The organism is Brevibacillus thermoruber 423 (assembly GCF_000454065.1).
Classification (GTDB): Bacteria; Bacillota; Bacilli; order Brevibacillales; family Brevibacillaceae; genus Brevibacillus; species Brevibacillus thermoruber.
In genome coordinates this window covers 451,753-477,440 of record NZ_KE695650.1, presented here as the reverse complement: position 1 = coordinate 477,440, position 25,688 = coordinate 451,753, and the positions used below count along the sequence as shown (strand labels likewise).

At 60.2% G+C, this 25,688-nt stretch carries 30 protein-coding genes; 12 read left to right on the top strand and 18 right to left on the bottom strand.

The genetic code is table 11. The annotated features are described in order from the left end of the window. Positions 1 to 170: 170 nt before the first annotated feature. The 3 genes from M516_RS0110590 to M516_RS0110580 all read right to left on the bottom strand — a co-directional run bounded on the left by M516_RS0110590 (position 171) and on the right by M516_RS0110580 (position 3,031). Positions 171 to 923 (bottom strand): YebC/PmpR family DNA-binding transcriptional regulator, encoded by a 753-nt coding sequence (locus tag M516_RS0110590; protein ID WP_029099103.1) that lies wholly within the window; start codon positions 921 to 923, stop codon positions 171 to 173. A 78-nt stretch (positions 924 to 1,001) separates the two neighbouring features. Beyond that, on the bottom strand, positions 1,002 to 2,132 hold the full coding sequence (locus tag M516_RS0110585; RefSeq protein ID WP_029099102.1) for an Rv1355c family protein: 1,131 nt from the start codon (positions 2,130 to 2,132) through the stop codon (positions 1,002 to 1,004). Positions 2,133 to 2,161: 29 nt separating this feature from the next. Then, complete coding sequence (locus M516_RS0110580; RefSeq protein WP_029099101.1) at positions 2,162 to 3,031, bottom strand: hypothetical protein; 870 nt, start codon at positions 3,029 to 3,031, stop codon at positions 2,162 to 2,164. Positions 3,032 to 3,295: 264 nt separating this feature from the next. On the opposite strand from M516_RS0110580, the gene M516_RS0110575 reads away from it, so the two are divergent. After that, positions 3,296 to 3,673: a YflT domain-containing protein gene (locus M516_RS0110575; protein ID WP_029099100.1), complete on the top strand. Its 378-nt coding sequence runs from the start codon at positions 3,296 to 3,298 to the stop codon at positions 3,671 to 3,673. Positions 3,674 to 3,758: 85 nt separating this feature from the next. On the opposite strand, the gene M516_RS0110570 is transcribed toward M516_RS0110575, so the two are convergent. Both M516_RS0110570 and M516_RS0110565 read right to left on the bottom strand, forming a co-directional pair. Next, complete coding sequence (locus tag M516_RS0110570) at positions 3,759 to 4,064, bottom strand: ABC transporter permease family protein (RefSeq protein WP_029099099.1); 306 nt, start codon at positions 4,062 to 4,064, stop codon at positions 3,759 to 3,761. 83 nt (positions 4,065 to 4,147) lie between these two features. Further along, positions 4,148 to 5,584, bottom strand: a complete 1,437-nt coding sequence (locus M516_RS0110565) for a PAS domain-containing sensor histidine kinase (protein WP_029099098.1) — start codon at positions 5,582 to 5,584, stop codon at positions 4,148 to 4,150. Positions 5,585 to 5,840: 256 nt separating this feature from the next. Between M516_RS0110565 and M516_RS23275 the strand changes: the two genes are divergently transcribed. Beyond that, positions 5,841 to 6,107: a DUF1731 domain-containing protein gene (locus M516_RS23275; protein ID WP_029099097.1), complete on the top strand. Its 267-nt coding sequence runs from the start codon at positions 5,841 to 5,843 to the stop codon at positions 6,105 to 6,107. Between the two features lie 51 nt (positions 6,108 to 6,158). Here M516_RS23275 and M516_RS25555 read toward each other — a convergent pair whose 3' ends face one another. The 7 genes from M516_RS25555 to M516_RS0110525 form a co-directional block, all read right to left on the bottom strand. Next, positions 6,159 to 6,329 (bottom strand): hypothetical protein, encoded by a 171-nt coding sequence (locus M516_RS25555; RefSeq protein ID WP_162836721.1) that lies wholly within the window; start codon positions 6,327 to 6,329, stop codon positions 6,159 to 6,161. Between the two features lie 26 nt (positions 6,330 to 6,355). Further along, positions 6,356 to 7,222, bottom strand: coding sequence for an ABC transporter permease (locus M516_RS0110550; protein WP_029099096.1), 867 nt, complete (start codon positions 7,220 to 7,222; stop codon positions 6,356 to 6,358). Continuing rightward, complete coding sequence (locus M516_RS0110545) at positions 7,222 to 8,148, bottom strand: ABC transporter ATP-binding protein (RefSeq protein ID WP_029099095.1); 927 nt, start codon at positions 8,146 to 8,148, stop codon at positions 7,222 to 7,224. Before M516_RS0110545 ends, M516_RS0110550 begins: the two co-directional genes overlap by 1 nt. Further along, entirely contained in the window at positions 8,141 to 10,393 is a 2,253-nt protein-coding gene (locus M516_RS0110540) for a hypothetical protein (protein ID WP_029099094.1), read from the bottom strand. Before M516_RS0110540 ends, M516_RS0110545 begins: the two co-directional genes overlap by 8 nt. A gap of 18 nt (positions 10,394 to 10,411) precedes the next feature. Continuing rightward, complete coding sequence (locus tag M516_RS0110535) at positions 10,412 to 11,485, bottom strand: PD40 domain-containing protein (RefSeq protein WP_029099093.1); 1,074 nt, start codon at positions 11,483 to 11,485, stop codon at positions 10,412 to 10,414. After that, complete coding sequence (locus M516_RS0110530; protein ID WP_029099092.1) at positions 11,482 to 12,045, bottom strand: RNA polymerase sigma factor; 564 nt, start codon at positions 12,043 to 12,045, stop codon at positions 11,482 to 11,484. The genes M516_RS0110535 and M516_RS0110530 overlap by 4 nt, the downstream gene beginning before the upstream one ends. A gap of 292 nt (positions 12,046 to 12,337) precedes the next feature. Then, a complete protein-coding gene (locus M516_RS0110525; RefSeq protein WP_029099091.1) occupies positions 12,338 to 13,486 on the bottom strand; it encodes a trans-sulfuration enzyme family protein in 1,149 nt (382 codons plus the stop codon). Between the two features lie 143 nt (positions 13,487 to 13,629). On the opposite strand from M516_RS0110525, the gene M516_RS0110520 reads away from it, so the two are divergent. From M516_RS0110520 to M516_RS0110505, 4 genes are all read left to right on the top strand, one after another. Beyond that, entirely contained in the window at positions 13,630 to 14,322 is a 693-nt protein-coding gene (locus tag M516_RS0110520; RefSeq protein ID WP_029099090.1) for a peptidylprolyl isomerase, read from the top strand. A 235-nt stretch (positions 14,323 to 14,557) separates the two neighbouring features. Further along, positions 14,558 to 15,184, top strand: a complete 627-nt coding sequence (locus M516_RS0110515) for a cell wall hydrolase (RefSeq protein WP_029099089.1) — start codon at positions 14,558 to 14,560, stop codon at positions 15,182 to 15,184. 472 nt (positions 15,185 to 15,656) lie between these two features. Further along, entirely contained in the window at positions 15,657 to 15,965 is a 309-nt protein-coding gene (locus M516_RS0110510; RefSeq protein ID WP_029099088.1) for a YfhH family protein, read from the top strand. A 231-nt stretch (positions 15,966 to 16,196) separates the two neighbouring features. After that, a complete protein-coding gene (locus M516_RS0110505; protein WP_029099087.1) occupies positions 16,197 to 16,646 on the top strand; it encodes a DUF441 domain-containing protein in 450 nt (149 codons plus the stop codon). Positions 16,647 to 16,655: 9 nt separating this feature from the next. Here M516_RS0110505 and M516_RS0110500 read toward each other — a convergent pair whose 3' ends face one another. Beyond that, complete coding sequence (locus tag M516_RS0110500; protein WP_029099086.1) at positions 16,656 to 16,976, bottom strand: iron-sulfur cluster biosynthesis family protein; 321 nt, start codon at positions 16,974 to 16,976, stop codon at positions 16,656 to 16,658. Positions 16,977 to 17,079: 103 nt separating this feature from the next. On the opposite strand from M516_RS0110500, the gene M516_RS25550 reads away from it, so the two are divergent. From M516_RS25550 to M516_RS0110485, 3 genes are all read left to right on the top strand, one after another. Then, entirely contained in the window at positions 17,080 to 17,220 is a 141-nt protein-coding gene (locus tag M516_RS25550; protein WP_162836727.1) for a hypothetical protein, read from the top strand. A gap of 75 nt (positions 17,221 to 17,295) precedes the next feature. Continuing rightward, a complete protein-coding gene (locus tag M516_RS0110490) occupies positions 17,296 to 18,342 on the top strand; it encodes a DUF2515 family protein (RefSeq protein ID WP_029099085.1) in 1,047 nt (348 codons plus the stop codon). A 23-nt stretch (positions 18,343 to 18,365) separates the two neighbouring features. Then, positions 18,366 to 19,307, top strand: a complete 942-nt coding sequence (locus tag M516_RS0110485; RefSeq protein WP_029099084.1) for a hypothetical protein — start codon at positions 18,366 to 18,368, stop codon at positions 19,305 to 19,307. Here the strand turns inward: M516_RS0110485 and M516_RS23270 are convergent. Both M516_RS23270 and M516_RS0110475 read right to left on the bottom strand, forming a co-directional pair. Further along, entirely contained in the window at positions 19,304 to 20,152 is an 849-nt protein-coding gene (locus M516_RS23270; RefSeq protein ID WP_081656507.1) for a DUF1444 family protein, read from the bottom strand. The genes M516_RS0110485 and M516_RS23270 overlap by 4 nt on opposite strands. Positions 20,153 to 20,178: 26 nt before the next feature. Next, entirely contained in the window at positions 20,179 to 21,291 is a 1,113-nt protein-coding gene (locus tag M516_RS0110475; protein ID WP_029099083.1) for a DUF3900 domain-containing protein, read from the bottom strand. Positions 21,292 to 21,400: 109 nt separating this feature from the next. Here M516_RS0110475 and M516_RS0110470 point away from each other — a divergent pair, with 109 nt between their 5' ends. Continuing rightward, a complete protein-coding gene (locus M516_RS0110470) occupies positions 21,401 to 22,237 on the top strand; it encodes a serine/threonine protein kinase (protein ID WP_029099082.1) in 837 nt (278 codons plus the stop codon). Positions 22,238 to 22,266: 29 nt separating this feature from the next. On the opposite strand, the gene M516_RS25545 is transcribed toward M516_RS0110470, so the two are convergent. From M516_RS25545 to M516_RS25540, 3 genes are all read right to left on the bottom strand, one after another. Continuing rightward, positions 22,267 to 22,422: a hypothetical protein gene (locus tag M516_RS25545; protein ID WP_162836726.1), complete on the bottom strand. Its 156-nt coding sequence runs from the start codon at positions 22,420 to 22,422 to the stop codon at positions 22,267 to 22,269. Positions 22,423 to 22,460: 38 nt separating this feature from the next. Beyond that, positions 22,461 to 23,654: a DEAD/DEAH box helicase gene (locus tag M516_RS23265; RefSeq protein WP_035289429.1), complete on the bottom strand. Its 1,194-nt coding sequence runs from the start codon at positions 23,652 to 23,654 to the stop codon at positions 22,461 to 22,463. Between the two features lie 147 nt (positions 23,655 to 23,801). Next, positions 23,802 to 23,945 (bottom strand): hypothetical protein, encoded by a 144-nt coding sequence (locus M516_RS25540; protein WP_162836725.1) that lies wholly within the window; start codon positions 23,943 to 23,945, stop codon positions 23,802 to 23,804. A gap of 121 nt (positions 23,946 to 24,066) precedes the next feature. Between M516_RS25540 and M516_RS0110450 the strand changes: the two genes are divergently transcribed. Further along, positions 24,067 to 25,122 (top strand): phosphodiester glycosidase family protein, encoded by a 1,056-nt coding sequence (locus M516_RS0110450; protein ID WP_029099081.1) that lies wholly within the window; start codon positions 24,067 to 24,069, stop codon positions 25,120 to 25,122. A gap of 24 nt (positions 25,123 to 25,146) precedes the next feature. Further along, positions 25,147 to 25,653: a DUF6886 family protein gene (locus M516_RS0110445; RefSeq protein WP_029099080.1), complete on the top strand. Its 507-nt coding sequence runs from the start codon at positions 25,147 to 25,149 to the stop codon at positions 25,651 to 25,653. The last annotated feature ends 35 nt before the right edge of the window (positions 25,654 to 25,688 follow it).

Sequence of the window (25,688 nt, the reverse complement as noted above, 5' to 3'; positions counted from 1 at the left end):
AATCGCTATTGTACCGTATGGAATTGATTGTATTCAACGCCTGCTGTCGGTGGACGGCGAGAAAATGCGATTCCGCGGGCAAAAAAACCACCCGGCCGTCGCTCGCGCTGTGACGGGTGAGGCCCGAAAAAAGGCCACCTCGCCCTAGCGAGATGGCCGAATGCGCCGCGTTATTTTTCGTTCAGCAGGCGTTCCATTTCCTCGTCGTCAATTTCGTAGTTGGCGTAGACGTTTTGGACGTCGTCGTTCTCTTCGAAAGCCTCCATCATCTTGAGCATTTTCGCGGCATCCTCGCCGCTGATCTTGACGGTGTTCTGCGGAATCCACTGAACGGACGCGTTTGCAAACGTGTAGCCTTCCGCTTCCAGTCCGCTTTTGACCTGTTCCAGCTCGTGCGGGTGGGTCAAAATCTCGTAGGAGTCCTCGTTGGTCACCATGTCCTCGGCACCGGCTTCGAGCGCCTGCATCAGGATGGTGTCCTCGTCGACGGGAAACGCTTCGCGGTCGATGGTGATGACGCCTTTCTTGTCAAACATGAAGCTGACGGAACCGGTCTCCCCCAGGTTGCCGCCGCGCTTGTTGAAGATGGCGCGCACGTCGGCCGCGGTCCGGTTGCGGTTGTCCGTCAGGCATTCGACGATGACGGCCACGCCGCCCGGTCCGTATCCTTCGTAGCGGATTTCTTCGTAGTTGTCGGCGTTTCCGGTGTCCGTCGCCTTTTTGATCGCGCGTTCGATATTTTCCACCGGCATATTGATGGCTCGCGCGTTGGCGATGATCGCTTTCAGCTTCAGATTGGCGTTCGGGTCGGGCCCGCCTTTCTTCGCCTCCACGTAAATCTGCCGGGCAAATTTGACAAATTGGTTGTTCCTTTTCTGGTCGGCTGCGCCCTTTTTGGCGGCAAACAGTTTGAACTTCGGCATAACCAACTCTCCTCATCACATACAGAAATACCATGTCTAAGTGTAGCACTAGAGGGGAAGATCGGTCAAAGCCAAACCTCAGACAACCAGGCAATTCCCGTCGGCGATCAACTGTTCCAGATCGACGTAATATCGGCCGGAAGCGCGAAACTGCCCGAGCGCGATCCGGCGGCAGACGTCGGTGCCCACGGCCGCCCCCAGCGTGACGGACGAGGCCAACTGCGGCCAGGTGCAGACGGTTTTGCCCACCTCCGCCAGCGACGCTCGCAAGCGCGCTGAGATGGCGTCGTTCCCGACGATCCGCAGCACATGGGGGATTTTCTCCTGGTTGGACAGCCCCTTTAGAGTGTCGTAGTCCAATCCGTCGACCAGCCCGTGCAAAATCGGCCGGTCCGGTTCAAGGTCGAACCGTTCCACGTCCACAAGTCCCCTGTCGCTGGTGTCCATCACGACGGGGATGCCCAGCGCCCTGGCTTTGAGCCGGCTCAGGATCTTCATGTTCAGGCTGTCGCATTCGTCCACCAGGATGTCCAGCCGTCCGCCTTCCAACAGAAAGCGGTCCAGATTCTCCTCGTTGGCCCCGTCGGCAAAGCAGACCACTTTCAAAAAAGGATCGATCTCCGCAATCTCCCGCGCCGTGACGATGATTTTCGGCATGCCCAGGTGGTGAACGCCGGTCCGGATGCGATTAAGGTTGGAGAGTTCCAGCGTGTCGAAATCGGCCAGGCGAATCTCGCCGCACACCCGTTCCATCGCCAGCGTGAGCGCGAGGGACTGGCCGACGGAAAGGCCGATCACCCCGATCGCCTTCCGGGACAACACCTCTTGTTCCTGCTGCGTGATCTTGTTTCGGTTCCGGTTCGTCCGCACAAACACGAACTCCTCCTCGTCCAGCAGGTGCACGAGGGTCCTGCGCCAGGGGTAGTACACCCATACGCCTTTTTCCTCGGGGGCCTCCCCCAGATAGTCTTCGACCGCCTCGGACAGCTCTTCCCGGCTGAACCGGCGGTCCGGATGCTTCGCCTTGATCAGTTCCTCCACCTGTCCGCGAAACGGATTGAGAATCACGACATCGTCTTGCCTGCGGCACAGGTCCTGCAAGCGGCGGCGGTCATCCTCCCGATGGAGGCGGAAAAACAGCGGGGCAAACAGCCAGTCCTCCCTTCTCATCTCTGTTCGTTCGGCCAGCAGAAAACGCAGGTCCGTCATGGCAAACCTCCCCTTTCTTGCGTGAGTTATCACTCCTGATCGATCACGATGCCTTGTCCATTCACGGTCCGCACCAGCGGCGACATGCGGAAGTCAACCGTGTACAGAGCCGGCTGCCGGCTGGTTTCCGCGCCCGGCCGCCAGTACTTTTGAAAGGCCTGTCTCATGAACGCGTGCTTGTCCGAGGCGTCGGGAACGGCAGTAGGCACACCGGTCAGCCGAATGCCCGTCTGTTCCAGAAACACTTTGACGTGAAGCGGCAGGATGGCAAATACCGTGCGGATTCCCCGCTCTTCCATGAACGCGAACATGCGGCGCAGCAGGAGGCGAAACAGATAGCGCTTGTGCAGGTCGAGGAGCGGCCGATACCGTTTCGCCCGTTCGTCCTTGCCGGCAGCGTCCAGCAGCGGATGAAAGGCAAATCGGACGAATTCCGCCGCTTTCGCCGGCTTTTCCACGCCCGCAAACAGTTCGTAACAGTCCAGCTCGTCGTCCACCACGGCCCGCGCAGTCGCCAGCACCAGCGGATGGCTGCCCACCTGCTGGCCGATGGCGAACACGTGCGACTGTTTCTCCGTGCGGAAGCCGACGTCTTCAAATTCCAGCCGGTCGTTCAGATAGCGGAGGTTGTAGCTGAAATTGACGATGTCGTTCACCTGCTCGTGCAGGAGCGTTTCCTGGTCGTCCAGCGCCCTGCAGACGTACCGGGCGGCGTCGAGACATGCGTCCCGCTGTTCGAGGACGGGATAGACCAGCTTTTCGTATAAACGGGTCAGCCTGGTGTTTTTGATACCCGCTGAGGAGGGCTGCGCCAGCCAATCGATCGGCAGCACGCAGAAGGGACTTGAACAAAAAGGGACGAGTTCCGTTGCCGTTTGAAAAGAGCGGGAGTACACCATTCCGTTTGTTCCTCCAATCTCCCATGCAGGACGTCGGGTCTGTCCGACAGCGGACGCCGTGGATGGGATGAGATTTTTGAAACAGGAAAAAAGTTCTACAAATTGAATCGTTTTCCTCCAAAAATATACAACGTTTTCCAATTTTTTCTGATTTTTTCGGACGAAAGACCGTGTGGACGGCGCCATGTTTTCCGGCTAATTGCTTGAAGATCGGGCAAGCTATGGAGGAGTTGAAAACCCGAGGCAGACAAAGGGGGAAGTTCCTTGATCAGCGCAGCAAAACCGTTTGTGAAATTTCACCGCTATGACCAGGAGCTGGTCTCCGACATCCAGGCGCTCAATTCCTCCGGCTACCACAAGGACGACATCTGGGTCCTCAAGTGGAATCCGGACAAAAACCACTCCAACCAGCGCGGCAACTACTACAAATACAGCACCCATTTCGAGGATGCCGTCGGCGACATCGACAGCAAGGCGCATGTTTTCGACAACGGCGGCGAAGAACTGCGGACGCGGCTGGAGAAACTGGGGCTGACCAAGGACGAAGCCTCCGCTCTCTTTCGCGAGCTGCAGGAGTCGGACTACACCTGCCTGCTGGTCGTGCGGGACCTGAAAGACAACATCTTGAAGATGAGCGACTGACCACTCGCAAAGGAGGCGTCTTTCGCGCAGGAAAAAAGCCGCTGCTTTTGCCGCAGCGGCTTTTTTGCATGTGTATTTGCCATGCTTACTTTTCGTCGTCGATCAGTTCGATGCCTTCCAGCACCTCGTTGAGCTTGACGTAGACAGCTTCTTCCTCGCTTTCCTCCAGCGGCACCATTTCGCCGCCGTCGACCTGGAATACGAAAATGTCCACTTCCTCATCCACGTCGTCTTCGTTCGCCTCGTCTTCGATCGCGTCGGTCAAGGCGACGTATTCCTTCCCATTTAGTTCAAACAAGGCGATGACTTCAAAATCGCCAAGCGGTTCGCCGTTTTCGTCATCCAGCGTGATGATGTCGCCCAGTTCCAGGTCTTTGTTTTCTGCGGTCAATGTGTTCACGTCCTTACTGAAAGTTTCATGGTACGTTCCCATCATACCGGTTTTTTCCGCAAGACGCAATCAGGCATGGGCTTTCAGCCGACAGGCAGTCTCACCTCGAAGGTGGAACCCTGCTGTTCCCGGCTCGTGACGGAAATGGTTCCGCCGTGGTTGTGAATAATCCGGTAGCTGACCATCAACCCCAGGCCCGTCCCGTTCTCCTTGGTCGTGTAGAACGGCTCTCCCAGTCTCGCGAGGCGATCTTCGGGGATGCCGCAGCCTTGGTCGCGGAAGCTGATTACCACCGTGTCTCCCTCCCGCCGCACGCCCACGTGCACTTCTCCTCCGTTCGGCATGGCCTCGATGGCGTTTTTCAGAAGATTGAGAAACACCTGTTTGAGCTGGTTCTCTTCGCACATGACCGAAGGCGGATCGGGTTCGTAACGGGTGACGATGCGGACGTTGTGCATGACGGCGTGGGTCTCCGCCAGCACGATGATATGCTCCAGCATCGGAACGACGTCCCTCTCCTTGAAGGCGATGTCCTGCGGTTTGGCCAGCACGAGAAATTCGCTGATGATCTTCTCGATCCGGTTCAACTCCGACACCATGATGTGAAAGTACTGCTGCTTCTCCTGCTGTTGGGAGTACATCAGCTGCAAAAAGCCCTTGAGCGAGGTCAAGGGGTTGCGAATCTCGTGCGCCACCCCTGCCGCCAACTGGCCGATGACGGAGAGCAGTTCCGACTTGCGGACCATCTCCTCCGCCCGTTTGCGCTCCGTGATGTCCTGCAGAATGCCGATCACCGCCGGCTTCCCCTTGTACGACGTGGTCTTCTGCAGCACTTCGAGATGGACGATGCTGCCGTCACTGCGCAGTCCGTGAAACTGATAGCGGATGGGCGAGCGGTCTCCCTTGCAGCGGCGGCTCTGGTTTTTCAGCACAATCTCCCGCTCCTCTGGCACGACCAGATCGACCGCTCCCAGGCGCATCATGTCCTCCTGGGTGTAGCCGAACATCTCGGCCATGCGGGGATTGACGTAGACGAAGCTGTGTTCGTTCACGTACGCGATGTACACGCCGACCAACGTGTCCTCGACCAGGCTGCGGTACAATTCCTCCGCTTCCTGCAGTTCACGCTCCATGCGCTTGCGCTCCGTAATCTCCGTCGAGGAGCCGACCACTTCTACGACCCGCCCCTGTTCGACGATCGGGGAGAGCGTCGTCGTGAAGATTCGTTCCCCCATGGCCGACTCGTACTCCAGCACATGGCCTTCATATGCCTTTTCGTACATGGTCATGATGTCCTCGCTGCACAGCTGCAAAACTTCCTGCAGCCGCTTGCCGCTGATGCGATCCGTCGTCAATCCGAACTCTCTCGCCAGCTTTCCTTCCGAGAGGGTGAAGACGAACTGGCCGTCTTCGTCCCGCTTGTACTTGAAAATGTGATTGTGCAGATTTTCCACTGTTCGCCGCAGTTCGTCCTTGTACCAATCGATCGACGGTTTTCCGCCGTAGATCCCTGCTTGCAACAGGCGAGCACTCCTTTACCCTGAGAATGAGATGCAACAAGAATTCGCTGCTCCTCCCGAGTTTCCTCTTTTTTCCTGAAAAAACGTACGCGCTGCAGCGTTATGCCAACACGGTTTCGTCACCATTCTCCTATTTTTGGCATAGCTGGTCCGCTACAACCTGGGAGGAACGGTCGGGTCGGGCAACCAGTACATCAGTTGGCTGCATATCGACGATCTGAACGAGATCTTCCGCGCGGCTGTCGAAGACGACACGATGAACGGCATCTACAACGCGACCGGGCCGCATCCGGTCACGAACAAGGAATTCATGACAGCGCTGCGAAAGGTGCTGAACAAGGGATGGGCACCCCCGGCCCCCGCTCCCCTGGTGTGGCTGGGAGCGTATCTGTTCATGCGGACGGAACCAAGTCTTGCGCTGACCGGAAGAAATTGTGTGCCCAAGCGGTTGGCGGACCACGGTTTTCGCTTTCGCCATCCCGATTTGGAAGCAGCGCTGTACGACTTGCTCGGGAAGCCGTAAGCCCCGCCGAAAAGAAACAGCCTGCGGTCCCCCCGCAGGCTGCCCTCTTGCCTACTCTTTCACTTCTTGCAGCACGCCTTTTTCCAACAGGAACGCCTCTTCCGCCTGCAAGATGGCAATGATGGCATCTCGCTGGACGTACTTGCCGGATTCGGCGAGGCGGCGTTCGATAAACCGAAGCAGTTCTTCAAAGTCGAGAATCTGGATCTCCTGGTCGCTCACGACGTTCCCCCCTTATACACACCTTTCTATTGTACACGAACCGGGTGCTTCTTCCAACTCCACCACCTGCGCCGCACCGGCCGCAGCAGATATCCGCTCCACAGCACGAAAAGCACGCTCAACCCCAGGTAACAGCTGTCAAAAAACAGCCAGGGGGTAAAGGCAAACTCCACCGACGGCATCAGCGATTCGTCGAGGATGGCGAAGAGCACGATCACCGGGTTGAGACCGGCCAGAATCTGCAGTTCCGGAAGATTCCACACCACCAGATGGGAATACCGATCCGGATCGACCTGCTGCAGGATCTCGCCAAGGAAAAAAAACAGCAGGCCGGTCCCGACGACAAAGCAAAAGGCGATGCCGTAAGCGGTGATCGTGCTGACGGCGGTTCGCTTGATCCAGGTGGAACAGAACAAGCCGAGCGACCCCAGGAACAGGATGTTGACCGCGAAAAACAGGACCAGCTTCACAACCTGTTCCGGCGACACGCTTCCGTACAGCATGACCAGGCTGTACAGGGGCATGGACGCGGCCAGCAGCAGGCTGGTAAAGGCGAGCGACGTGACCAGCTTGCTCCAGACGATCGTGCGGGGCGACAGTTGGGTGGTGAGCAGAATGTTGAGCGTCTGCCGCTCCCTCTCGCCGCTGATGGCGCCCGCCGTCAGTGCGGGTGCGACAAAGCAGATCATGGCGTAATGGATCGCCGCCGAGATGAGGAACAATTCGCTGTTTTCCCCCAGCGTTCCCGCTCTGAGCGGGTTGATAAGCAGAAAGCCGAGCGGGATGCCCCCCATGATCAGCAGATACAGCGCGAGAATCCACACGGTCCGCTTCGTGCGGAACCGTTCCCGCAGTTCCTTGACAAGGATTGGATTGGACAGAAATTCCCTCATCAGCCTCCCACTCCTTCCGTAATGGCCAAAAAGACTGCTTCCAGGTTTTCGCTGGACTCGCCAAAGTACGTGACGGCTGCTCCCGCGTCCACCAGCTCCTGCAGCAATCCCGCCTTTTCCGCTTCGCCCCCGACGAACCGGAAGCGAAATCCATCTTCCTGCTCCTCCAGATCCTTTACCAAGGGGCACTGTGACAGCACGCGGCCCGCCTGATGGCGGTTGGTCAGCGTCCGCACCAGCATCAGCGTAATGCCGCGGGCCCGGACGCTCACGTCATCCAGCGCTCCGCAGGCGATGAGCCTGCCCTGCTCGATCACGCCGATTTCGTCGCACAGCTCCGCCAGCTCCGGCAGGATGTGGGAGCTGATCAGGATCGTCTTGCCCATCGCGCGGAGCTGTTTCAGGATTTCCCGCAGCTCGATGCGGGCGCGCGGGTCGAGTCCGGAAGCGGGCTCGTCCAAAATCAGTACCTCGGGATCGTGAACCAGGCACCGCGCCAGTCCCAGGCGCTGCTGCATGCCCCGGGAGAGCGAATCGACGTAGGCATCCGCCTTGTTGGACAGGTTGACCAGTTCCAGCAGATCGGCGATCAGCGCGGTCCGTTTGGACGCCGGAATCTTGTAGGCTCCGGCGTAAAAGTCCAGGTACTCCCGCGCCGTCAGGTTGTCATAGACTCCGAAAAAATCGGGCATGTACCCGATCGACTGACGGACGGCCGCCGGCTCCTTCATCACGTCGTAGCCGCAGACTAACGCCTGTCCCTCCGTCGGCTCCAGCAAGGTGGCCAAAATCAGCATGGTCGTCGACTTTCCCGCGCCGTTGGGACCGATGAAGCCGAACACCTTTCCCTGCTCAATCCGCAGGTTGAGGTCGCTAAGCGCCCGCAGGCTGCCGTATCTCTTGCTCAGATGGACCGTTTCAATCATGGCGGACAGGTTCCCTCCCTTCTACCTGGAAGAACGGCATCGGCAGCGAGAGACGCTGTACGCCTGGGTGGGAGAAGCGGAGCAGGACGGTGCCGTCGGGCGTCAGGTACTCGCTCAAGTCCGCTTCCAGGACCAATCGCTTGTCTCTTGGCAGCGGCTTCCACTGTCCGCTCTTCTGGTGGAAAATCGCTTTCTGGAACGGGCGGAACGAACTGTGGTCAAGCGGTACGATGAGCCGCTCCGCGTGGTTCCGCGCCTGACCGAGCTTCAGCGAAAACGTAACGCTGCCTTTCGCCAATTCCCACAGGTAGGGCGATTTCGACTCCAATTCCCCGGTCGACTCGTGCATGTCCACGCCCAGCAGGCCGTACGGATAGGTGATCACGCCTCGCTGATCCGGCTGAAGCCGCACCGTTTGGCTGATCACGTTCCAGCAGCGGGAACGATGCTCCTGCTGAAAGGTGATGAGCGGGAGGGGCTGGCTGTTGACGCCCAGGATCCGCACCCGATCACCGCCCTCGAACGACAGCACGTCGTCCTGCAGTCGACGGATACGCTCTTCCACGGAAGTTTCCGTTTCATCGTAGGCATTTCGGCTGGGCAGGTAGAGCGGCTCCAGTTTGGCATCGACCCGCTTCGTTTCTCCCGGCCGCATGCTGCCGAGTGGAATCCGCTGCGGTCCCACTTCAACATAGGCCGTCTCCAGCGGGAACGCCGTGTTGTTGGTCACCGTCCCCCGCAGCCTGTCTTTCTGCACGTGAAGGCTGGCCTCAAACTCGCCCGCTTCGCGCATCAGTCCGAATCCGACCGCCTGCCGCGGCGTCAGATACGGCACGCCCTGAAACTCCAGGGAATATCCCGCGTCCGCCCCCCTTTCCGACGTCAACCCGTCCGGTTCGTAATTGTTTCCGTTGTAGGCAAGCGGCAGGGCGACCATCCCCGGCTGGACCTCCGCCTTGAAACGATCTCCGCTGACCGCAAGAAACGTGGACGCGGTCTCCACATCGGCGAGCTGCCCATCGAGAATGCGCACCCGGGTGACGGCGTGGCTGCTGTTTTCCCGTACGACCATCGGCTTGCCGATGAAAAAGACCCCGACCATCAGCAGCACCGCCATTCCCGGAATGACGCCCCACGCCCACTGCCGCCGGTCCAACCGCTTCAGAATCAAATAGGTGCCGGGTGCCACCGCCGCCACGTACAGCACCCACAGAACGGCGATCCAGACGGGGGCGGGCGGATGCACGTCCGGAATGTAGCGGCTCAGCTCCAGTAAGGGGCGGTTGAACTGGTCGATGCGCCGTCCGTGTTCGAGCACATCCTGCACGCCGTGCCGGCTCAGGACGTTTTGCCACAGCTCGGCGCCGTGCTGCCAGGACGCGAGCGGTTCCGCCGTCACGTCATAGTTGACAAACAGCAGCAGCCCTTCGCCCGCCTCTCGGGCAACGAACAGCGGCAGCGTGTTGTTAAAAACGGGGATGCTTCCGGCGGGCAGCGTATTCGCCGCCGTATAGCCGGAAAGCGCCCGCCTCGGATCGACGCGTCCGCTTTTGGGCTCGACCGACAAAATATCGGCAAACCGCCGGACCGCTTCCTCCTGACCGGGTCCCGCGGACAGAATGACGACTCCGCCGCTCTTGATCCAGTCTGTAATCGCTTCTACCTGCCGATCCCGCAGCTTCTTCACCTGTTCGCCCCTCAGCGCGAGAATATCCAGGTTGCGGTACAGCCAGGACTCGTCCGGCAGCATCTCGGCCGTCAGGTTTTGTACGAGGACGTGGCCGCCGTTCATCTGCCGCTGCGTCAATGTCAATACATGAAAAGCGCCGCTGCCGGAATCCAGCACGCCAATGATTCGTCCGTCTTTCGGATAAGGCAGCCGCAGCTTTTCCGACGCGACCACCTTTTCACCCTGGGTCAGCCAAAGCCGCCATTCTTCCAGAAACATTTCCGCCGGCATGTCAAAGGCGATCGTCCTGCTTTCGCCTGCCGCCAGCTTCACTTCCTGCAGAAGCGCGGCATGCCGGATCTGCCGAGGCGCCTTGTCTCTGGACAGCTCGACCAAACCGGAAAACGGCTGATCCCGTGTGTGCACCGTCACCTCCAGCCGTACCCAGGCATCGTACTTGAACACCCCGCCGAACGGGATGTTTACCTTCATCTCCACGCTGCCTTCGGCGGCAGCAGGCTGAGCGGCGAAACCCAACCACGCGACCGCGAAGACGAGCAGCCAACTCCTGTTCATCTCTTTCTCCTCCGCTCGTTATCGTGACGCCAGTGAGACGACAAACGTGTTCTCCGTCTCGTCGCCAGCCTGGACAAGCAGCAGGTGCTCGCGGTCAGCCGACCAGTGGGCGCGCACCAGACGGCCGCCCTCCCATGATCGGATCGGCATCTCCCGCAGCACGGGCGGCTGTACGTCCACTTCCGCTTCCGCAAGGGTGCCTTCCGGCGTGGTGAACGTCAGGCTCGCCTCACCGTTCCAGGACGGCCAGCCGCCTCTGCCAACGAGGGTGGTCCGACCGGAGCGCATCTCCATCACGAACACGCTGCCCTGTTTTGTAAAGGCAAGCAGGCGTCCGTCGGGCGACCACTCCGGCTGACTGCCTTCCGCCACCTTCCAATCCCGCATGGAGACGATGCTGCTTACCCATATTTCCTCCACGCCGTCGCTTGTGCGCGTATAAACGATGCTGTCGTCGGCGGGCGACCAACTGGGCGAGTGAAACGCAACACCCTCTTCCTCCTTGATCAAGCGGCTGCTGCCCGGCCGCTTGTCGTCGGGCACGTCCACAATCCAGAGGCGGGACGTCTCTCCCTGCTGCTCCACCACGGCCAGCCGGGCGGCCCGGTTGCTCCAGGACAGTGACGTGAAATCGCCGTGATCGACCGGCAGTGACACGTCCGCTTTGGCAGCCGGCTCGTCCAGATCAAACGTGCGGATGGTCGAACTGTCCGTCACATACGCGATCCGCGAACCGCCGGCATCCAGATCGACCCGCTCGGGGTTGGCCGGTCCTTCCATGGCAAGCAGCGACGGCTGCCGAACCGTCAGAACACCATGCGGCCAGACGCCGTACCAGACGGCGATCGCAAGCAGGACGACTCCGCCCGTAAGGCTCCAGACGCGGCGGAGTTTGCCTGTTCGCGGTCCCAGCAGGCTTTGCTGCCGGTCCTTGTCCAGCTCCTTGATCCGCTGCAGAAGCTGTTTTTTCAGCTCCGCTTTCAGGTGGTAGTTCACCGGCACGGACCGGCGAAGCTGCTGCAGATGGGCCAGCAGTTGGGCTACGGAATGCTCTTCGGAACAGCCGGTGGGGATGCGCTTCTCGTCTCTCATTCGCCCTCTCCCCCTTCGTACATCTTCTGTAGCTGATGCAAAGCGCGATAGGAGATCATTTTTACGCTCGATTCCGTTTTGCCCAGCACTTCCGCCACCTGGCTGATTTTCAGATCGGCAAAATAACGCAGGGTCAAGACGTCACGCTGATCCTGCGTCAACTTCTCCAGCCGGTCTCGGAGCAGGCGAATCTCTTCGTTGGTCAGCGCCTGCCGTTCCGGCTGCCATGTATCGTCCGGTTCGCCGCCGAGCAGATTGTCCTGATCGACCGGAAACTCCCGGTTTTTCCGCATGAAATCGACGTACGTGTTGTGGGCGATGCGGAAGATCCAGGAAGCAAACGGACTGGTTCTGCTGTATTGGTCAAATTTTTCAAGCGCCTTTAAAAACACCGTCGTCGTCAAATCGTCGGCATCCCACGGATTCTGCACGCGGCAGCGCAAATAGCGGTTGACGCGGTCGAAGTACTCGTCGTACAACTCGGTAAAATCGCGGGATTCGTAATACTCAGCCGAAGAGTCTGACGACGGGCGCGCCGAACGCTTCATCGCCATTGCCATCGTGATTTCCTCCACCCCGCCGCATCCGCCGGCAGCCCCTCGCCGCTGTGAGAACGGCACGAGCGCACCCGACGCGGGCAGGCCTTCCCCTTTTCTGACGTGAAAGCAAGCGCCCCCTTCCCGGTCAGCGCTTGCGGATGCGGAAAAAAGCATCTGTAAAAGCGGCCGTTCCCGTGAACGGACCTCATTCAGATGCTTTTTAACTCCGAATAAGTATTACGTATGGAGGCGGAAAAAAGTCACAAGACTGGCAAAAAAATTTTTCGAGTTACGCAAGGCTGCGACTGTCGTCTCAGGACCGAAGCGCCCGGTCCAGTTCCGCGATGATGTCCTCCACCGCCTCAATGCCGACGGAGAGGCGAATCAGCCCCTGGGTAATCCCGGCTTCCCGCCGCTGTTCCTCCGTCAATGCGCGGTGTGAGGTGGTGACGGGATGGGACACGCTGGTCTCCACACCCGCCAGGGACGGGGCCAGTTTGATCCAGTCGAGGGCGCGGAAGAAGTCGTACACCTTTTCTTCGTCCGCCAGGCAGAACGAGATCATCGCCCCTTGCTTGCCGCGGTGAAAAAACGAAGTGGAAGCCGGGTCCGGGTAATAGGTGCGCTTGACGGCGGAATGGTTCCGCAAAAACCGGGCCACTTCGCTCGCGTTGTCGCACTGCCGCTCCATGCGCAGGGCCAACGTCTTCAGCCCGCGGGCGGTCAGCCACGCTTCAAACGGGCTGAGAGACGCGCCGTAGTTGACCACGATTTCCGAGGCCCTGCCGACCAGGTCCCGCCGGCCGACCAGGACGCCCGCCGTGACGTCGCTGTGGCCGCCGATGTACTTCGTCGCGCTGTGCACCACCAGATCGGCCCCCAGTTGGATCGGCCGGACCAGGTACGGGGTGGCAAACGTGTTGTCCACCATGACGGCGAGGCCGTACTGTTTTGCTTCGCCGATCCAGTACGGCAGATCCGGCACCGACAGCAGCGGGTTGGTAATCGTCTCCATGAAAAGGAGCTTTGTCTGCGGCCGGACATGGGGCGCAAGCGAAGAACGCTGGCGCAGGTCAACGCACTCCAGTTCGATCCCGAACCGGGACAGTTCCTTGTGCAGAAGCGCATAGGTTCCGCCGTACAGTTCATGGGAGGCGAGCACGTGGTCCCCCGGGCCCAATACGGCGAGCAGGCCGGCCATGATCGCTCCCATGCCGGACGCGGCGCTGACGCCGGCCTCCGCCTGTTCCAGCCGGGCAACAGCCAGCGCCAGTTCCGCTTGATTCGGGTTGCCGTTGCGGGTGTACAGGTACTCTCCTTCCCCTGCGTAGTATCGTTCCACATCCTCCAGCCCGGAAAAGGCAAACACGGACGTTTGATAGATGGGGGTAGACTTGCTGGCCACCTGCCGAAGCGGCTTGTGGCCGATATGTACTGTTCTCGTCTCGAAGCGCTCGCCCACCAGAAATCCCTCCAGCGTCAACTTTTCTAACATTCTATCACGGGTTGGCCGTTCCGACCACCCTATTGGCGTTCTCCTGCATGTTTGTGCTATAATCCTGTGCGTCCCCTTATCAGGACAAGCAGGAAAGGAAGGTGCACAACATGAAACGACTGTTTACCACCCTCTTCGCATGTCTGACAGCAGCCGCATTGATTGCGGGATGTTCCGGCGGAAGCAGTGAAACGGCGCCCCCTCAACCGAAGCCGCCTGCCAAGGAAGTATCGAAGGAACCGGCGCAGCCGCCGGGGCCGACGGGCGAGAAAAAGTACGCCAAACCTCCGGCCATGCAGATTGACAAAAACAAGAAATACCAGGCGATCATCTCCACGACGATGGGCGACATCACGGTGGAGCTGTTTGCCAAAGACGCGCCCGTAACGGTGAACAATTTCGTCTTTTTGGCAAAGGACAAGTTTTATGACGGCTTGACGTTCCACCGCGTGATCAAGAATTTCATGATCCAGACAGGCGATCCGCTGGGCAACGGAACCGGCGGCCCGGGCTACAACTTTGAAGACGAGCTGAACAACGGCCACACCTACGAACCGGGCGTCGTCGCCATGGCCAACGCCGGTGCCAACACCAACGGCAGCCAGTTCTTTATCGGTTCCGGCGATGATGTGAAGAACCTGAAAAACTACCCGAACTTCACCATCTTCGGCAAGGTGGTCGCCGGCATGGACGTCGTGCAAAAAATCGCCGCCGTCAAGGTCAAAAACAACCCGCTTACGGGCGAAGCGAGCATGCCGGTCGAGCCGATCAAAATCAAAACCATCACCATTCAGGAAAAATAAGCGGAGCAAACGGCGCCAGTCTCTCGAGCGGCGCCGTTTTCTCTTGACCGGAACCCGTCTTCGCTCCGGTTCCGCCCGCTCATATTTACCCCATGCGCGCGGCGGTCCGGCTGCGCGGTCACGTAGGCATGGAATCCATTCCCTCTTGAACCGCTCCTGTTTCACCGATAGACTTGCAAATGACCCCGATTCGCTTCCGCGACCGCAAGCAAAGAGCGAAAGGAGTGGTGTCTTCGTGGTGAAACGAGAGGCGCGAACGCGCTTTTTCTTCTTTTCCGGCAGCTTTCTGCTGCTGCTGGTGTGCCTGCTGGTGACGCCGACAAGCGCAACGGCACCGCAGGCGAAAAAAACCGTGCCCGCCCAGAACGAGCCTCGACAGCAGGGGCCTGTGGCACGGGCGGCGGACGTTCCCCAAACCCTTGAACCCCGACAACAGGATCGGCGCCCCGCCATCCGGGCGAGCCGTGACGAGCGGCGCACGGCCGCCAGAGGCGGGCGCATCAGACTGACCGAGCGCGAGATGGAATTGCTGGCCCGGCTCGTTTACGCGGAAGGCCGGGGAGAACCCTACGAAGGCCAAGTGGCCATCGCGGCGGTCGTGTTGAATCGAGTGGAATCGCCCCAATTTCCCAACACGGTACGGGAGGTCATCTTTACACCCAACGCCTTTTCACCGGTAAAAGACGGCCATCTTTCGCAGAAGACGAACGACACGGCGCGCAAGGCCGTCCGGGACGCCGTTAACGGGATGGATCCATCCCGCGGGTCCCTCTACTTTTACAATCCGAAAACGGCGACGTCCGAGTGGATTCGAACGAGACCGCAAACGGTGCGGATCGCCAACCACGTTTTTGCGCGCTGATCGCAGGCGATGCCTGTTTTTGCATCACTTTTAACATAACTTTATTTTTTGTTTATCTTGAGTTTACTTTTTTCTGCTATTCTGTACCTGTAAGCACTTTTTCAACGCATTGAGAAAAGCTCCGATTCTTTTTTCGGCATGCATGTCTCGCCGTACGCATGAATAGGTCGTGAACCCATCTCGTCATGCTTACTGCGACGTACCTTGACCGTTTGGCGGCGCCGTTTGAAGTGAGAGCAAACGACTTCCGCCCGGCCAATCGGTTTTTTTCTCAATCGCCCCCAACCCTTGGGCACTCCTGCAGCGGGAGTGCCATTTTTTATGCGCCCCTGCCAACTGCGCTTGGCGCCCGCTTCGGACATCCCCTGGCCGCCTTGCCTCCTCTGGCCGTACCTGGTCGAATCTCCGCTGCCGCATGGCCGATTCCCCTGTTTCCTGTTACAATGGAAGGGATGGAAAGGAGGGGGCCACCGTGCGCTTGTACAGTCAAATGACCCTTGCCGAACTGCAGGAAGAGATGGAACGGCTGCGCCTCGCGGCAGAAGAAAAGAAGCAGGCCGGTGACGAGTCGCAGTACGCCGTCCTGCAGCAAAAATTTTTCCTGGCCAAATCGTATTACATCGGAACCGGAGAGTTCCGCATCGGCGGTACCTATCGGGTCTTCGGCCACGACGAGCCGTTTACGATCGAATACTTCAACGGCGTGTTTGCCTGGGGCAAATTTCCCGGTTCGCCGGAGCCCACGGGCTTTCCCGTCGGCATGCTGGAGCCGTGGGTGTAGGCTGCGGCAGCAGGGGGAACATCGCGGCCGTTGTCCTTGTCATTGTCGCAAACGTCAAAAAGCCGGCGCTTCTCTGCAGCCGGCTTTTTCACTGCACACCGTTTCAGAAGAGCAGCCCGTTCCTTCAACGGGACTGCCCGGCGCGCGGTGTTCATCTGTGAAAAAATCTTCCACACGCTGCCCCCACTTTGGATATAATAGGGGCAAAAAAGAAAGTGAGTCTGGCTCAATATGGATGTCGTCAATCTTGTCCTGCTCGCGCTTCTGGCGCTGGGCATCATCGGCAACAATCCGGCCGTCTCCATCGCGGTGGCGATTTTGCTGCTCATCCGCCTGCTCCACCTGGAGCGGACGTTCCCCTTTTTGGAACAGTACGGCCTGCAGATCGGCATTGTCGTGTTAACCATCGGGGTGCTTTCGCCCCTGGCCAGCGGCAAGATCCTCCCCGACACGATTCTTTCCATCTTTACCCACTGGCAGTCCGTTCTCGCCGTCCTGATCGGCATTTTTGTCGCCTATCTGGGCGGGAAAGGGGCCGCCTTGATGACGCAAAATCCGCTGGTCGTCACCGGCATTTTGCTCGGAACGATCATCGGCGTCACCTTTTTCCGCGGCGTCCCGGTCGGACCGCTCATCGCGGCCGGCATGCTCGCCTTTCTCCTGCAATTTCTCCCCAAATGAGCGGCGGCGTCAGCTCCACCGCTCCTTGACCTGCAAGCCGTAGGCGAGGATCTCCTGCGGCGTCACCAGCCGAAAGCCCTGTTGCTCCCGGTAATCGATGACCAGTTCCTCCGCTCCGACATAGGTCTCGGTTTCCTTGTCCACCAACAGGGTCATCCCCTCTTCCTCCAGCACCCGATCGCCGCTCATCGGTTCGTCCCAAAACAGTCCGTATTCCACCGTCATGCCGCAGCCTCCCACCAGTTCCCCGTTGATTCGCAGCGCCTGCCGGCGTTCGTTGGCCAGCGCGGCGAGGACGGAGCGGGCCGCATCCGTCAAAGTCACTCGCATGCATGTTCCTCCATTTCTTGTCCGCCTTGTCCGTTTTGGATGCATCATCTCTCCCATCATAGCATACAATGGTTGAAAGGCAGCAAGGAAAGGACGATCAAACATGCGCATTTACGAACGAGACGGCATCTTCGTCGCAGAAGCGGAATACCAATCGGAACTGGTCATCATTTGCGGAAACACGTGGGAAGAAGCCCAGGAGAGGCTGCAGATGAGGCTTCTCGTTCTGGAAATGATTGGATGAAGCGAGAAGCGGGTCGCCAGAGACCTGCTTTTTTCACGCACAAGCCGAAAACCACTGCACAAGGAGCGTGACTCCATGTCTTCCCTCATCACGCACGACATGTCGCTGGTCGCCAACATCCGTCGTCGGACGGCGGCAGCCAACCGCAACAACGTGAGCCGCACGGCCGCCTACCTCGCATTTTACCGCGAGCACCCGGAAGTGCACTGGGCCCTGCTTGCCCACCTGGTCTCCCGCAACAGCGGCTGGAGCATGACCGACCTCCGCGGCGAATGGCTCCCCCGCCTGATGGACGAGCAGGACATCCGCGCGTTTTTCTGGTTTTTGGAGCGAAGCAACTGGTTGATTTTTCACGACGCCTACGCCCAACTGCTGCTCTTTGCGGAGATGAAGCGGACCGGAACGGATTTGACCCCCCTCCTGCCCCGCCTCGGCGTCTCCCGCTTCATGCAGCCGGTGTGGCGCGAGTTTCTGGCGGAGCAGGACAGCGTACGGCTGACCCGTGCCCTGATCGTCAACGAACAGCAGTACATCGAACAGCGCGTGGTGCGCAAGCCGTTTGCCCGGGAGCAGGTTTTCGCCAATCTCGCGTTTTTGGCGCAATCCGTCCTCTCGCTCAACCAGGTGCTGTTTCCCTACAAGGCCCATCCCGCCGACCGGCGGCTCAGCGTTGTCGGCATCGCGGTGCACAACTTTCCCTCCGTCCGGCAGCGCATCTCCGTGGGCAAGACGCTGTACCGGCTCCTTTTCGCCGATGCCCGGCGGCACGAAGCGATTGTCAGGTGGGCGACCCGCATTCCGCATACGGGATCGCGCTCCGATTACTGGCCCCACCTGTTTTCGCCCAAACCTCACGGAGAAGCCGCGGAAAACGTCTACCGGCCGCGCATCGACGGCGCCGACCTGCAGCCGGGCCGCCCCAAGCTGTACAGCCCTGCGCTGAGCGCCGTCTGGCCGGATGTGGAGCATGCCCCGGCTGACGGCGTGGACTGGTACCGGGACGAGAAGTGGCAGGAGGCGTTGGAAGACGAGGAGGACCTGCCGACGCTGGACAGCGAGGCGTATCTGCGCTCGCTGCGCCTGGTCGAGGAAGGATTGGAGTGGATCACGGCGTTGACGTGACCCGATTTGGAGGTGTTGGAAGCGTGAATGCATTGGTGGAAAACCAGAAGGCCTATCTGCTGAGCTGCCAACTGCCCAGCGGCGCGTTTCGGCTGGCGCCCAGGCGCGACCAGATCAATCCGTACTTCACCAACCTGGCGCTCATCTCCCTGATCCGGCTGGGCGAAGGGGAGGCGGTGCGAAAGCACGTGGATTGGTATCTTCACCACGTCAACGAACGCGGCTACGTCAACGACTACCGGCTGGACGGCGAGCGGGAGGTGGACACCGGCAATGCCGACAGCGAAGACAGCTACCACGCCACCCTGTTCAGCCTGCTTGTGGAGTGGCTGCAGCTCACCGGCGACACCGACTGGCTGCGGCAGCGGCGGGACGAGCTGGCCGTACTGGTTCAGGCAGTGGGGCGGCTGCAGCAAAAGGACGGGCTGACCTGGGCGAAGCATTCGTATCGCGTCAAATATTTGATGGACAATTGTGAAGTGGCCGTCGGACTGGAAGATGCCGCCACCCTGTTCGCGGCATTGGGCGACGACGAGTTGTCGCGGGAAGCCAGATGCCGGGCGGAAGCCTGCCGCAGGGGAATCGCGGCGATGTACAGCCCGGCGCGGGCAGCCTACGCGATGTACGACCGCACCTATCCCGCCTGGCGCAAGTGGTACCCGGACGTGACCTCCCAGGCGTTTCCGATCGTGTACGGACTGGCCGGCCCCGATGCAGCCTATGGCCTGTACGAGCGCATCACGGCCGCCTTTCCCCACTACGACAGCTTTCAGACGGGCGACCTGTACCCCTGGATGGTCATGGGGGAATGCGCCAGACGGATGGGAGACGTGAGCAGGGTGGAGCGCATGCTGCAGACAGCGGCTGATCTGTACATACGAGGACCGCGCCGGCCCTACTGGCTCATTCACGAAACGGGCCGTTTTCTCGAGCTGATGCTGGCCGCCGGTTCATCCGCCGCCTAGTCACGCCTGTTTTTCTTCCGCCTGACGCGGGGCTGGGGACCGTGCTGCACCACCAGGAACGGCACCAATTCGCCCCGCTCCCAGAAAAAGGGAAGCGGAGAGATGGGCACGGGCCCTTTGGACGCGAAGTCATGCGCGAGCCGTGCCAGCAGTTGGGCGCCGGTCTCGCCGTGCAGATCGGCCACGATCAACACGTCCTGATGGGGAACAGCCACGCCGAGGGCATCCCCTGTCCTGCTGCGCTCCATCTCCTCCAGCATGGATGTGAGAAGCACGCGGCTGGCGGCGTACCCGTCGCGCGGACTGATGAAATGAATGCGGTTGGGTCCCACCTGCTCCGTCTTGATGGGAACGGGCAGTCCCTCCAGATTGGCCATCGCGCGGCGGTGCAGCATCTCCTCCGACCAGCCCGCTTCCGCCAATGCCTCCCGTTCAATCAGGGTATACCCCTCGCCGTGGTCTAAGGCGTACAGGATCGCCGTCTCCTCCGTATGCGGACGAAACACCCACCGGTCGGGGTTCTCCCGAAGCAGCGAGGCATGCCGCAGCACGGGATAAATCCGCCTTTCCCGTCCCGCCAAGGAACGGTCCGCCGTCTGCCCGCGAACGGCGGCGAGCACCCGGGAGACAAACGCGTAAAGAGCCGTCCGCCGCTCGTCCGGCTTCTCCTCTACGCGGCGATAGAGCGGTTCCAACGGGATGTCGGGCACGACGGGCGTGCCGTCCGCTCGCCGTTTGACCCGCAGACCGTCCTCCTCCGCTTCGCAGAACAGCTCGTCCGGCAGTTCCCTGCCGATCAGTTCGACGACCCGCCGCTTCAGCGATTGGCGCACGGTGTTTGACATGATGATTCCCCCTCTTTTGTCGTTTCTCACTCCCACGGCGGCCGGTCGTCCGGATCGGAGACGGTCGGAGCTGCCGCGTAGGAACGGCTGCGTTCCTCGATCTCGCTTACGATCTCGTGCAGGCTCTTGGGCTTGGCGAATTCCACCGGCGAGACGCCCCGCTCAAACTGCAGCGCGTCTCCTTCCAGCAGCACCACGTACCGGCCGTTTGCCTTGGCGATGTGCAGGTTGATCCCGTAGTCGGCCAAAAGCGCCCGCACCTGCATGTGGTCCAGCTTGAATTTCAGCTCCGCTTCCGGCTGCCGTTCGGTGATGATCTGTGTAGCTTCCATTACCGTGTCGTGCTCCCATTTCTCGGCCAGTTCCCGCTTGGGGCTGGCGGCGATCAGTTCGATCTCCTCTTCCGCCCGCAGCCGCTCTTCCGTCGCCTCGGGGTAGACGTATTCGATGTGCTGGCGGGCCAGCGACAGCACTTCTTCGGAGACGAGCTGGGTCAGCGTTTGCGGATATTCGATGAAACGCATAAATTCTTCAAAGTACCGGGCGTGGGAAAATTGATGGATCTTCACGTGGTACGGATCGTTCATCCCCTGCTCGACCATGTGCGGGTACATCAGCGACTTCATGTTTTTCGCGCTGATCGCCATGTTGACGTTGGCGATCAGGCTGTGCTCGTCGGTAATGATGGCCGTTTTCTGTTCAAAGTCGCATTTGAGAATGAACACGTACCGATCGTCCAGCGGTTCCAGCCGCGTGCGGACGACCAGGAGAACCCCGCCCCGCACCTGGGAAGTGCGCAGATACGACTGAACCAGCTCCTGACAAGGCTCCCTGCTCTCCCCCGGCGTCTCCGCGGCCAAGAGCCGCTGCAGCAACGCGTAATTGGGGTTGGACTCCAGCGGATGCCCCTCCTCCAGCACAAACCGGCCCAGCTTGGTCGGGCTGGCGTCGCTCTTCGGGTTCGGCTCCACCTTGCGCTTGGCGATCCGGGCAAACTCCCCGTCCAAAAAGGGGCGCAGCTCGCTTTTCTGGTATTCATCCCCGGACAAGAACCGGCTCATCCGGACGTGTTTGGCGCTTCCCTCTCCTTCCGGTTGTTCGATCAAAAAAAACGACAGCCAATCGATGACAAAATTCATCCGTTCCTCGCTCCTGTCCCATATCTGAACGACATGATTATAGCAAAGCCGGAAAAAACGGTCAGGCGTTTTTCCGAAAATGGTATCATGGAGACAGGAGGGACACTTCATGTGGAAACAGCTATGCGCATGGTGGAACCGCGCCGTGCGCGACAGACCGTACAAGCCCGGCGCTCTGGTCGGCGGCTACCGGATCGAAGAGGTGCTGGGCATGGGCAGCTACGGAATCGCCTACCGGGCCGTCCATATTCCGTCCGGCCGGGTTGTGGTGCTCAAACAGGTGAAGCCCAGTCTGCGCCGCTCCCCCAAAGGGGAAGCGATGCAGCACTACGAACAGCGGGTGCTGGCCGCCCTCTCCCATCCGCAGATGCCGCGCTGGCTGGAGTCGTTTCGGCACCGGAACGATTCGTTCCTGGTGATGACATACATCGCCGGGCCGACACTGGAAGACCTGCTGTTCGAGGAGGGGGCCGCGCTCGGCGAGTTGGAGGCGGCCCGGTTGATGCGGCAGGTGGGTGAGCTGGTCGCCTATCTGCACGAACGGAACGTAATTCACCGCGACGTCCGCATTCCCAACGTCATCTGGCAGGAAGGCAGGCCCCATCTGATCGACTTCGGGCTGGCCCGGTTCCGGGGAGACCCTCCCACCTACATCGCCCATGACCTGAGCGACTATCCGGAGGAAAAACAGTTGAAGCGGCAGGTGGAGCCGGCCAGCGACCTGTATGCCCTCGGCCACTTTTTCCTGTTTCTGCTCTACTCCGGGTACGAAGCAGACGAGAACCAGCCGGAGCGCAGTTGGGAAGAAGAGCTGTCGCTCTCACCGGAGATCCGAGGGATGATCCGCCGCCTGCTGCAGATCGACCCGGCATACGGCAGCGTCGAGGAGTGGCTCGCCGATCTGGATGCGTACCTGAACGCGAAAAAAGAGCAGTCCAATCGATGATGTACACCGATTGCGCCTGCTCTTTTCGCTTACTCCCGAATCGGCTCCTCGTTGGCCGCTTCCATCTGCCGTTTCAGTTCCCCCGCTTCCCGGCGCAGCGTTTGCCGCTCGCTTTTGGAGAGGCGCTCGCCGCCGACGGGGCCGTTTACCAGCAGGTCTTCTTCATCCAATCGATCGTTGCGCATGGGAACCTCCTGTGGACATCAGTAGGGTGATTCTTCTCCTACTTTGTTCCAAAGCGTCCTTTCTTATGTACGCGGCCGCCGTTCTTCGGCCGGCGCAGATCGGCGGGATCGACCAGCGCGCCGTACGACATCGCTTTTTCCGCGATGGACAAACCGGTCTGCTTGGCAAACTTGCGGACGATAAACAATTCCTGCGGCGTGACAATGGAAAAGACCAGACCCGCCCGGCCCATCCGGCCGGTGCGGCCGCTTCGATGGATGTAGGTATCGACGTCGGGAGCGGGATCGTAATGAACGATGCATTCCACGCCCGGGATATCAAGGCCGCGAGCGGCCACGTCCGTGGTGATCAGGACGGGAAAAGCACCGTCGCGGAACTGCTGCAGGGTGTGGGCCCGCTCTTCCTTGCTGGCGTCGCGGTGCAGCAAACGGCACGGCAGGTGATGATACGCGAGCTTGGCGGTGATCTCCTCCACCTTGTCGATCTGATTGACAAACACGATCGACGCGCGGGTGTTGACGAGACGCAGCAGCCGGCGCAGCGTGTCCGCCTTTTTGCGGGGATCGCTGACCAGGTACATGTGCGCCACACCTGCCGCGTTCTCCGGCGCCGCCGATCGGATCACGACCGGATCAGCAGCCAGCGCCGAGGCAAGCTGCACCACGCTTTCCGGCAAGGTCGCGGAGAAAAACAGCCGCTGCGTGTCCCGCAACGTCCGTTTCAACACTTCCTGAACCGGCCGCAAAAAGCCTTCGTCCAGAAGGCGGTCGGCTTCGTCCACCACCGCCGCCTTTACGGTGTGCACCTTTACTTTCCGCTGCTCGATCAGCTCCAGCAGACGTCCCGGTGTGGCGGCAATCAGCGCCGGCCGCTTTTTCAGCCGCTCCACCTGCCGCTTCACGTCGACGCCGCCGATAATCGGCACCACGGCTGCCCCTTTTTTCGCGAGCAGCGGCTCCGCCTCTCTGGCAATCTGCATCACCAATTCGTGAGTCGGAGCCAGAACCAGCACCTGCAGCTCCTTGCTGTCCGCTTCCACCCGGTCGATCAGCGGCAGCAGGTAGGCCAGCGTTTTCCCCGTTCCCGTCGGCGATTCCACCAGGGCGTTTCGGCCGCTTTGGACGACGGGGATCGCATCCTGCTGCACGGGCGTGGGCCGCTTCATATTCCGTTCTTCAAGCGCCTCCAACAGCGGTGCGCTCAGCTTGAAATCAGCAAACGTGGTACTCACAACAATCCTCCTGGCAAGAAATGATCATGGGTAAGCTTACCACAAATGGCTGCCAAGTGAAACCGCCAAAAGGAATGCCTCAACGCGCGGGTCCCGAACAAGCGGTACATCCATCTGATCCGTCCGGCAGGAAGCCGCCGCCTGCCGTCAGCGGTTGTTGGAATCGAGCCGGGTTTCCCGTTTTTCCATTTTGTCGTGCCGGTCTTTCTCGCTGTGCTGGTTGTGCGTCCCGGGCGGATGATCCATGTACGCTTCCACCTGTTTTTGAAATTCCTTGTCATATCCGCGCATGCGGCTCACCTCCTGCAGATAGTCTGTCCGCGAACGTTCCCGCTGTCCCCTGAAACTTTTTTCCCGTCCAATCGTCAAACTTATACGACAAATATAAACATGGATGTGGGGAAGAGCACTTATGACCACCTTGTCACGTACCTTGACGCAGAAACGAAGGCAGCGGCGCAGCCGACGGTGGAGCTGGTTCAGGCGGTTGGCGGCTGCCTGCGGGTTCACGTTTGCCACCCTTGCCCTGGGCGGCTTCCTCTTTCTCTTCGGCACGGAGACGGGCGAAGAGCTGCGGGAATGGGCAGCCGGTACGCTGCTGACGACGCAGCACGACTACTGGGCGCCGTACACGTTTTTGCCCGACGACAAACTGGAAGAGCTGAAAAGACAGATTCGCAATCCCGTCGTCATCAACTCGGAAGCGGACACGGCGAAGCAGCCGGACGCCCGGCCGGTCGACGTCCCCGCGCCGGAAAAGCCGAGGGACCTGATCGAGATCGAGGAGATCGACGAAACGCGCGGCAGTTATTACTTCAAAGGCAAACTGATGTACATCAGCCATCCCAACCGCGTCCATCTGGTCGTCACCACGCGCAAGGACCGGGGCGATCTCCTCGACGAGTTCGCCAAGAAGTACAACGCCATTGGGATCGTCAACGCCAGCGGGTTTTCCGACCCGGACGGCTACGGCAGGGGAACCAAAGCGTACGGCGTGGTGATCAAGGACGGCAGGATCCTGCAGGGATACAACCCGAAGAGCGGGGAAACGGCCCTAGGCATCACCTATGACGGCAGGCTGGTGACCGGCAATTACTCCGCCCAGGAGTTGGTGAACATGGGCGTTCGGGACGCGATGAGTTTCCGGCCGCAGCTCATCGTCAACGGCAAAAACCTGTTTGCGGACAAGCCCGCCAAAAGCTGGGGGATTCAACCGCGCACCGCCGTCGGTCAAAAAGCGGACGGCACCATCGTGTTCCTGGTCATCGACGGACGGCAGCCCGGCCACTCCATCGGCGCCAGCATGAACGACGTGGCGGAAATCCTGGCATCTCGGGGCGTCGTCAACGCGATGGCGATGGACGGCGGTTCCAGTTCGATGATGCTGTACAACGGGGAAGCCATCACCAGGACTTCCTGCCCGTACGAACGCGGCCGCTATTTGCCCAATGCATGGGCCGTCTACTAACGAATATCGCCAAGGAGGGGAAACATGCTGTACCATTTCAGCGAGGATCCGACCATTGCCCGGTTTGACCCCCGCCCCCATCCGTCGCATCCCGCCCTGCCGCCGGCGGTCTGGGCCATCGACCGGGAGCGGGCGCCGATGTACTTCTTCCCGCGCGACTGTCCGCGCATTGCGTTCTACCGGCTCCCCGAGACCACGTCCGAAGACGCGGACCGTTTTCTCGGACACACCACGGCCCGAATGGTGATCGCCACCGAGAACGGCTGGTACGGACGGATCAGGCAGGCCAAGCTCTACGTCTACCACCTGCCGCCTGAGCCGTTCACTTGTTGGGAACGGGGAGCCGGCTACTACATCGCCCACGAATCGATTGAACCGCTGAAGGTGGAGCCGATGGGCGACCTGATCGAGCGCCTGACCGCAGAAGACGTGGAGCTCAGACTGATGCCCTCGCTTTGGCCGCTGCACGATGCGCTGCTCGCCTCCTCGCTTCACTTTTCGATGATCCGGATGCGGCATGCATCCCGGTAGGCTCCGAATGCCTCGCGCAATCAAAAACAGGCAGC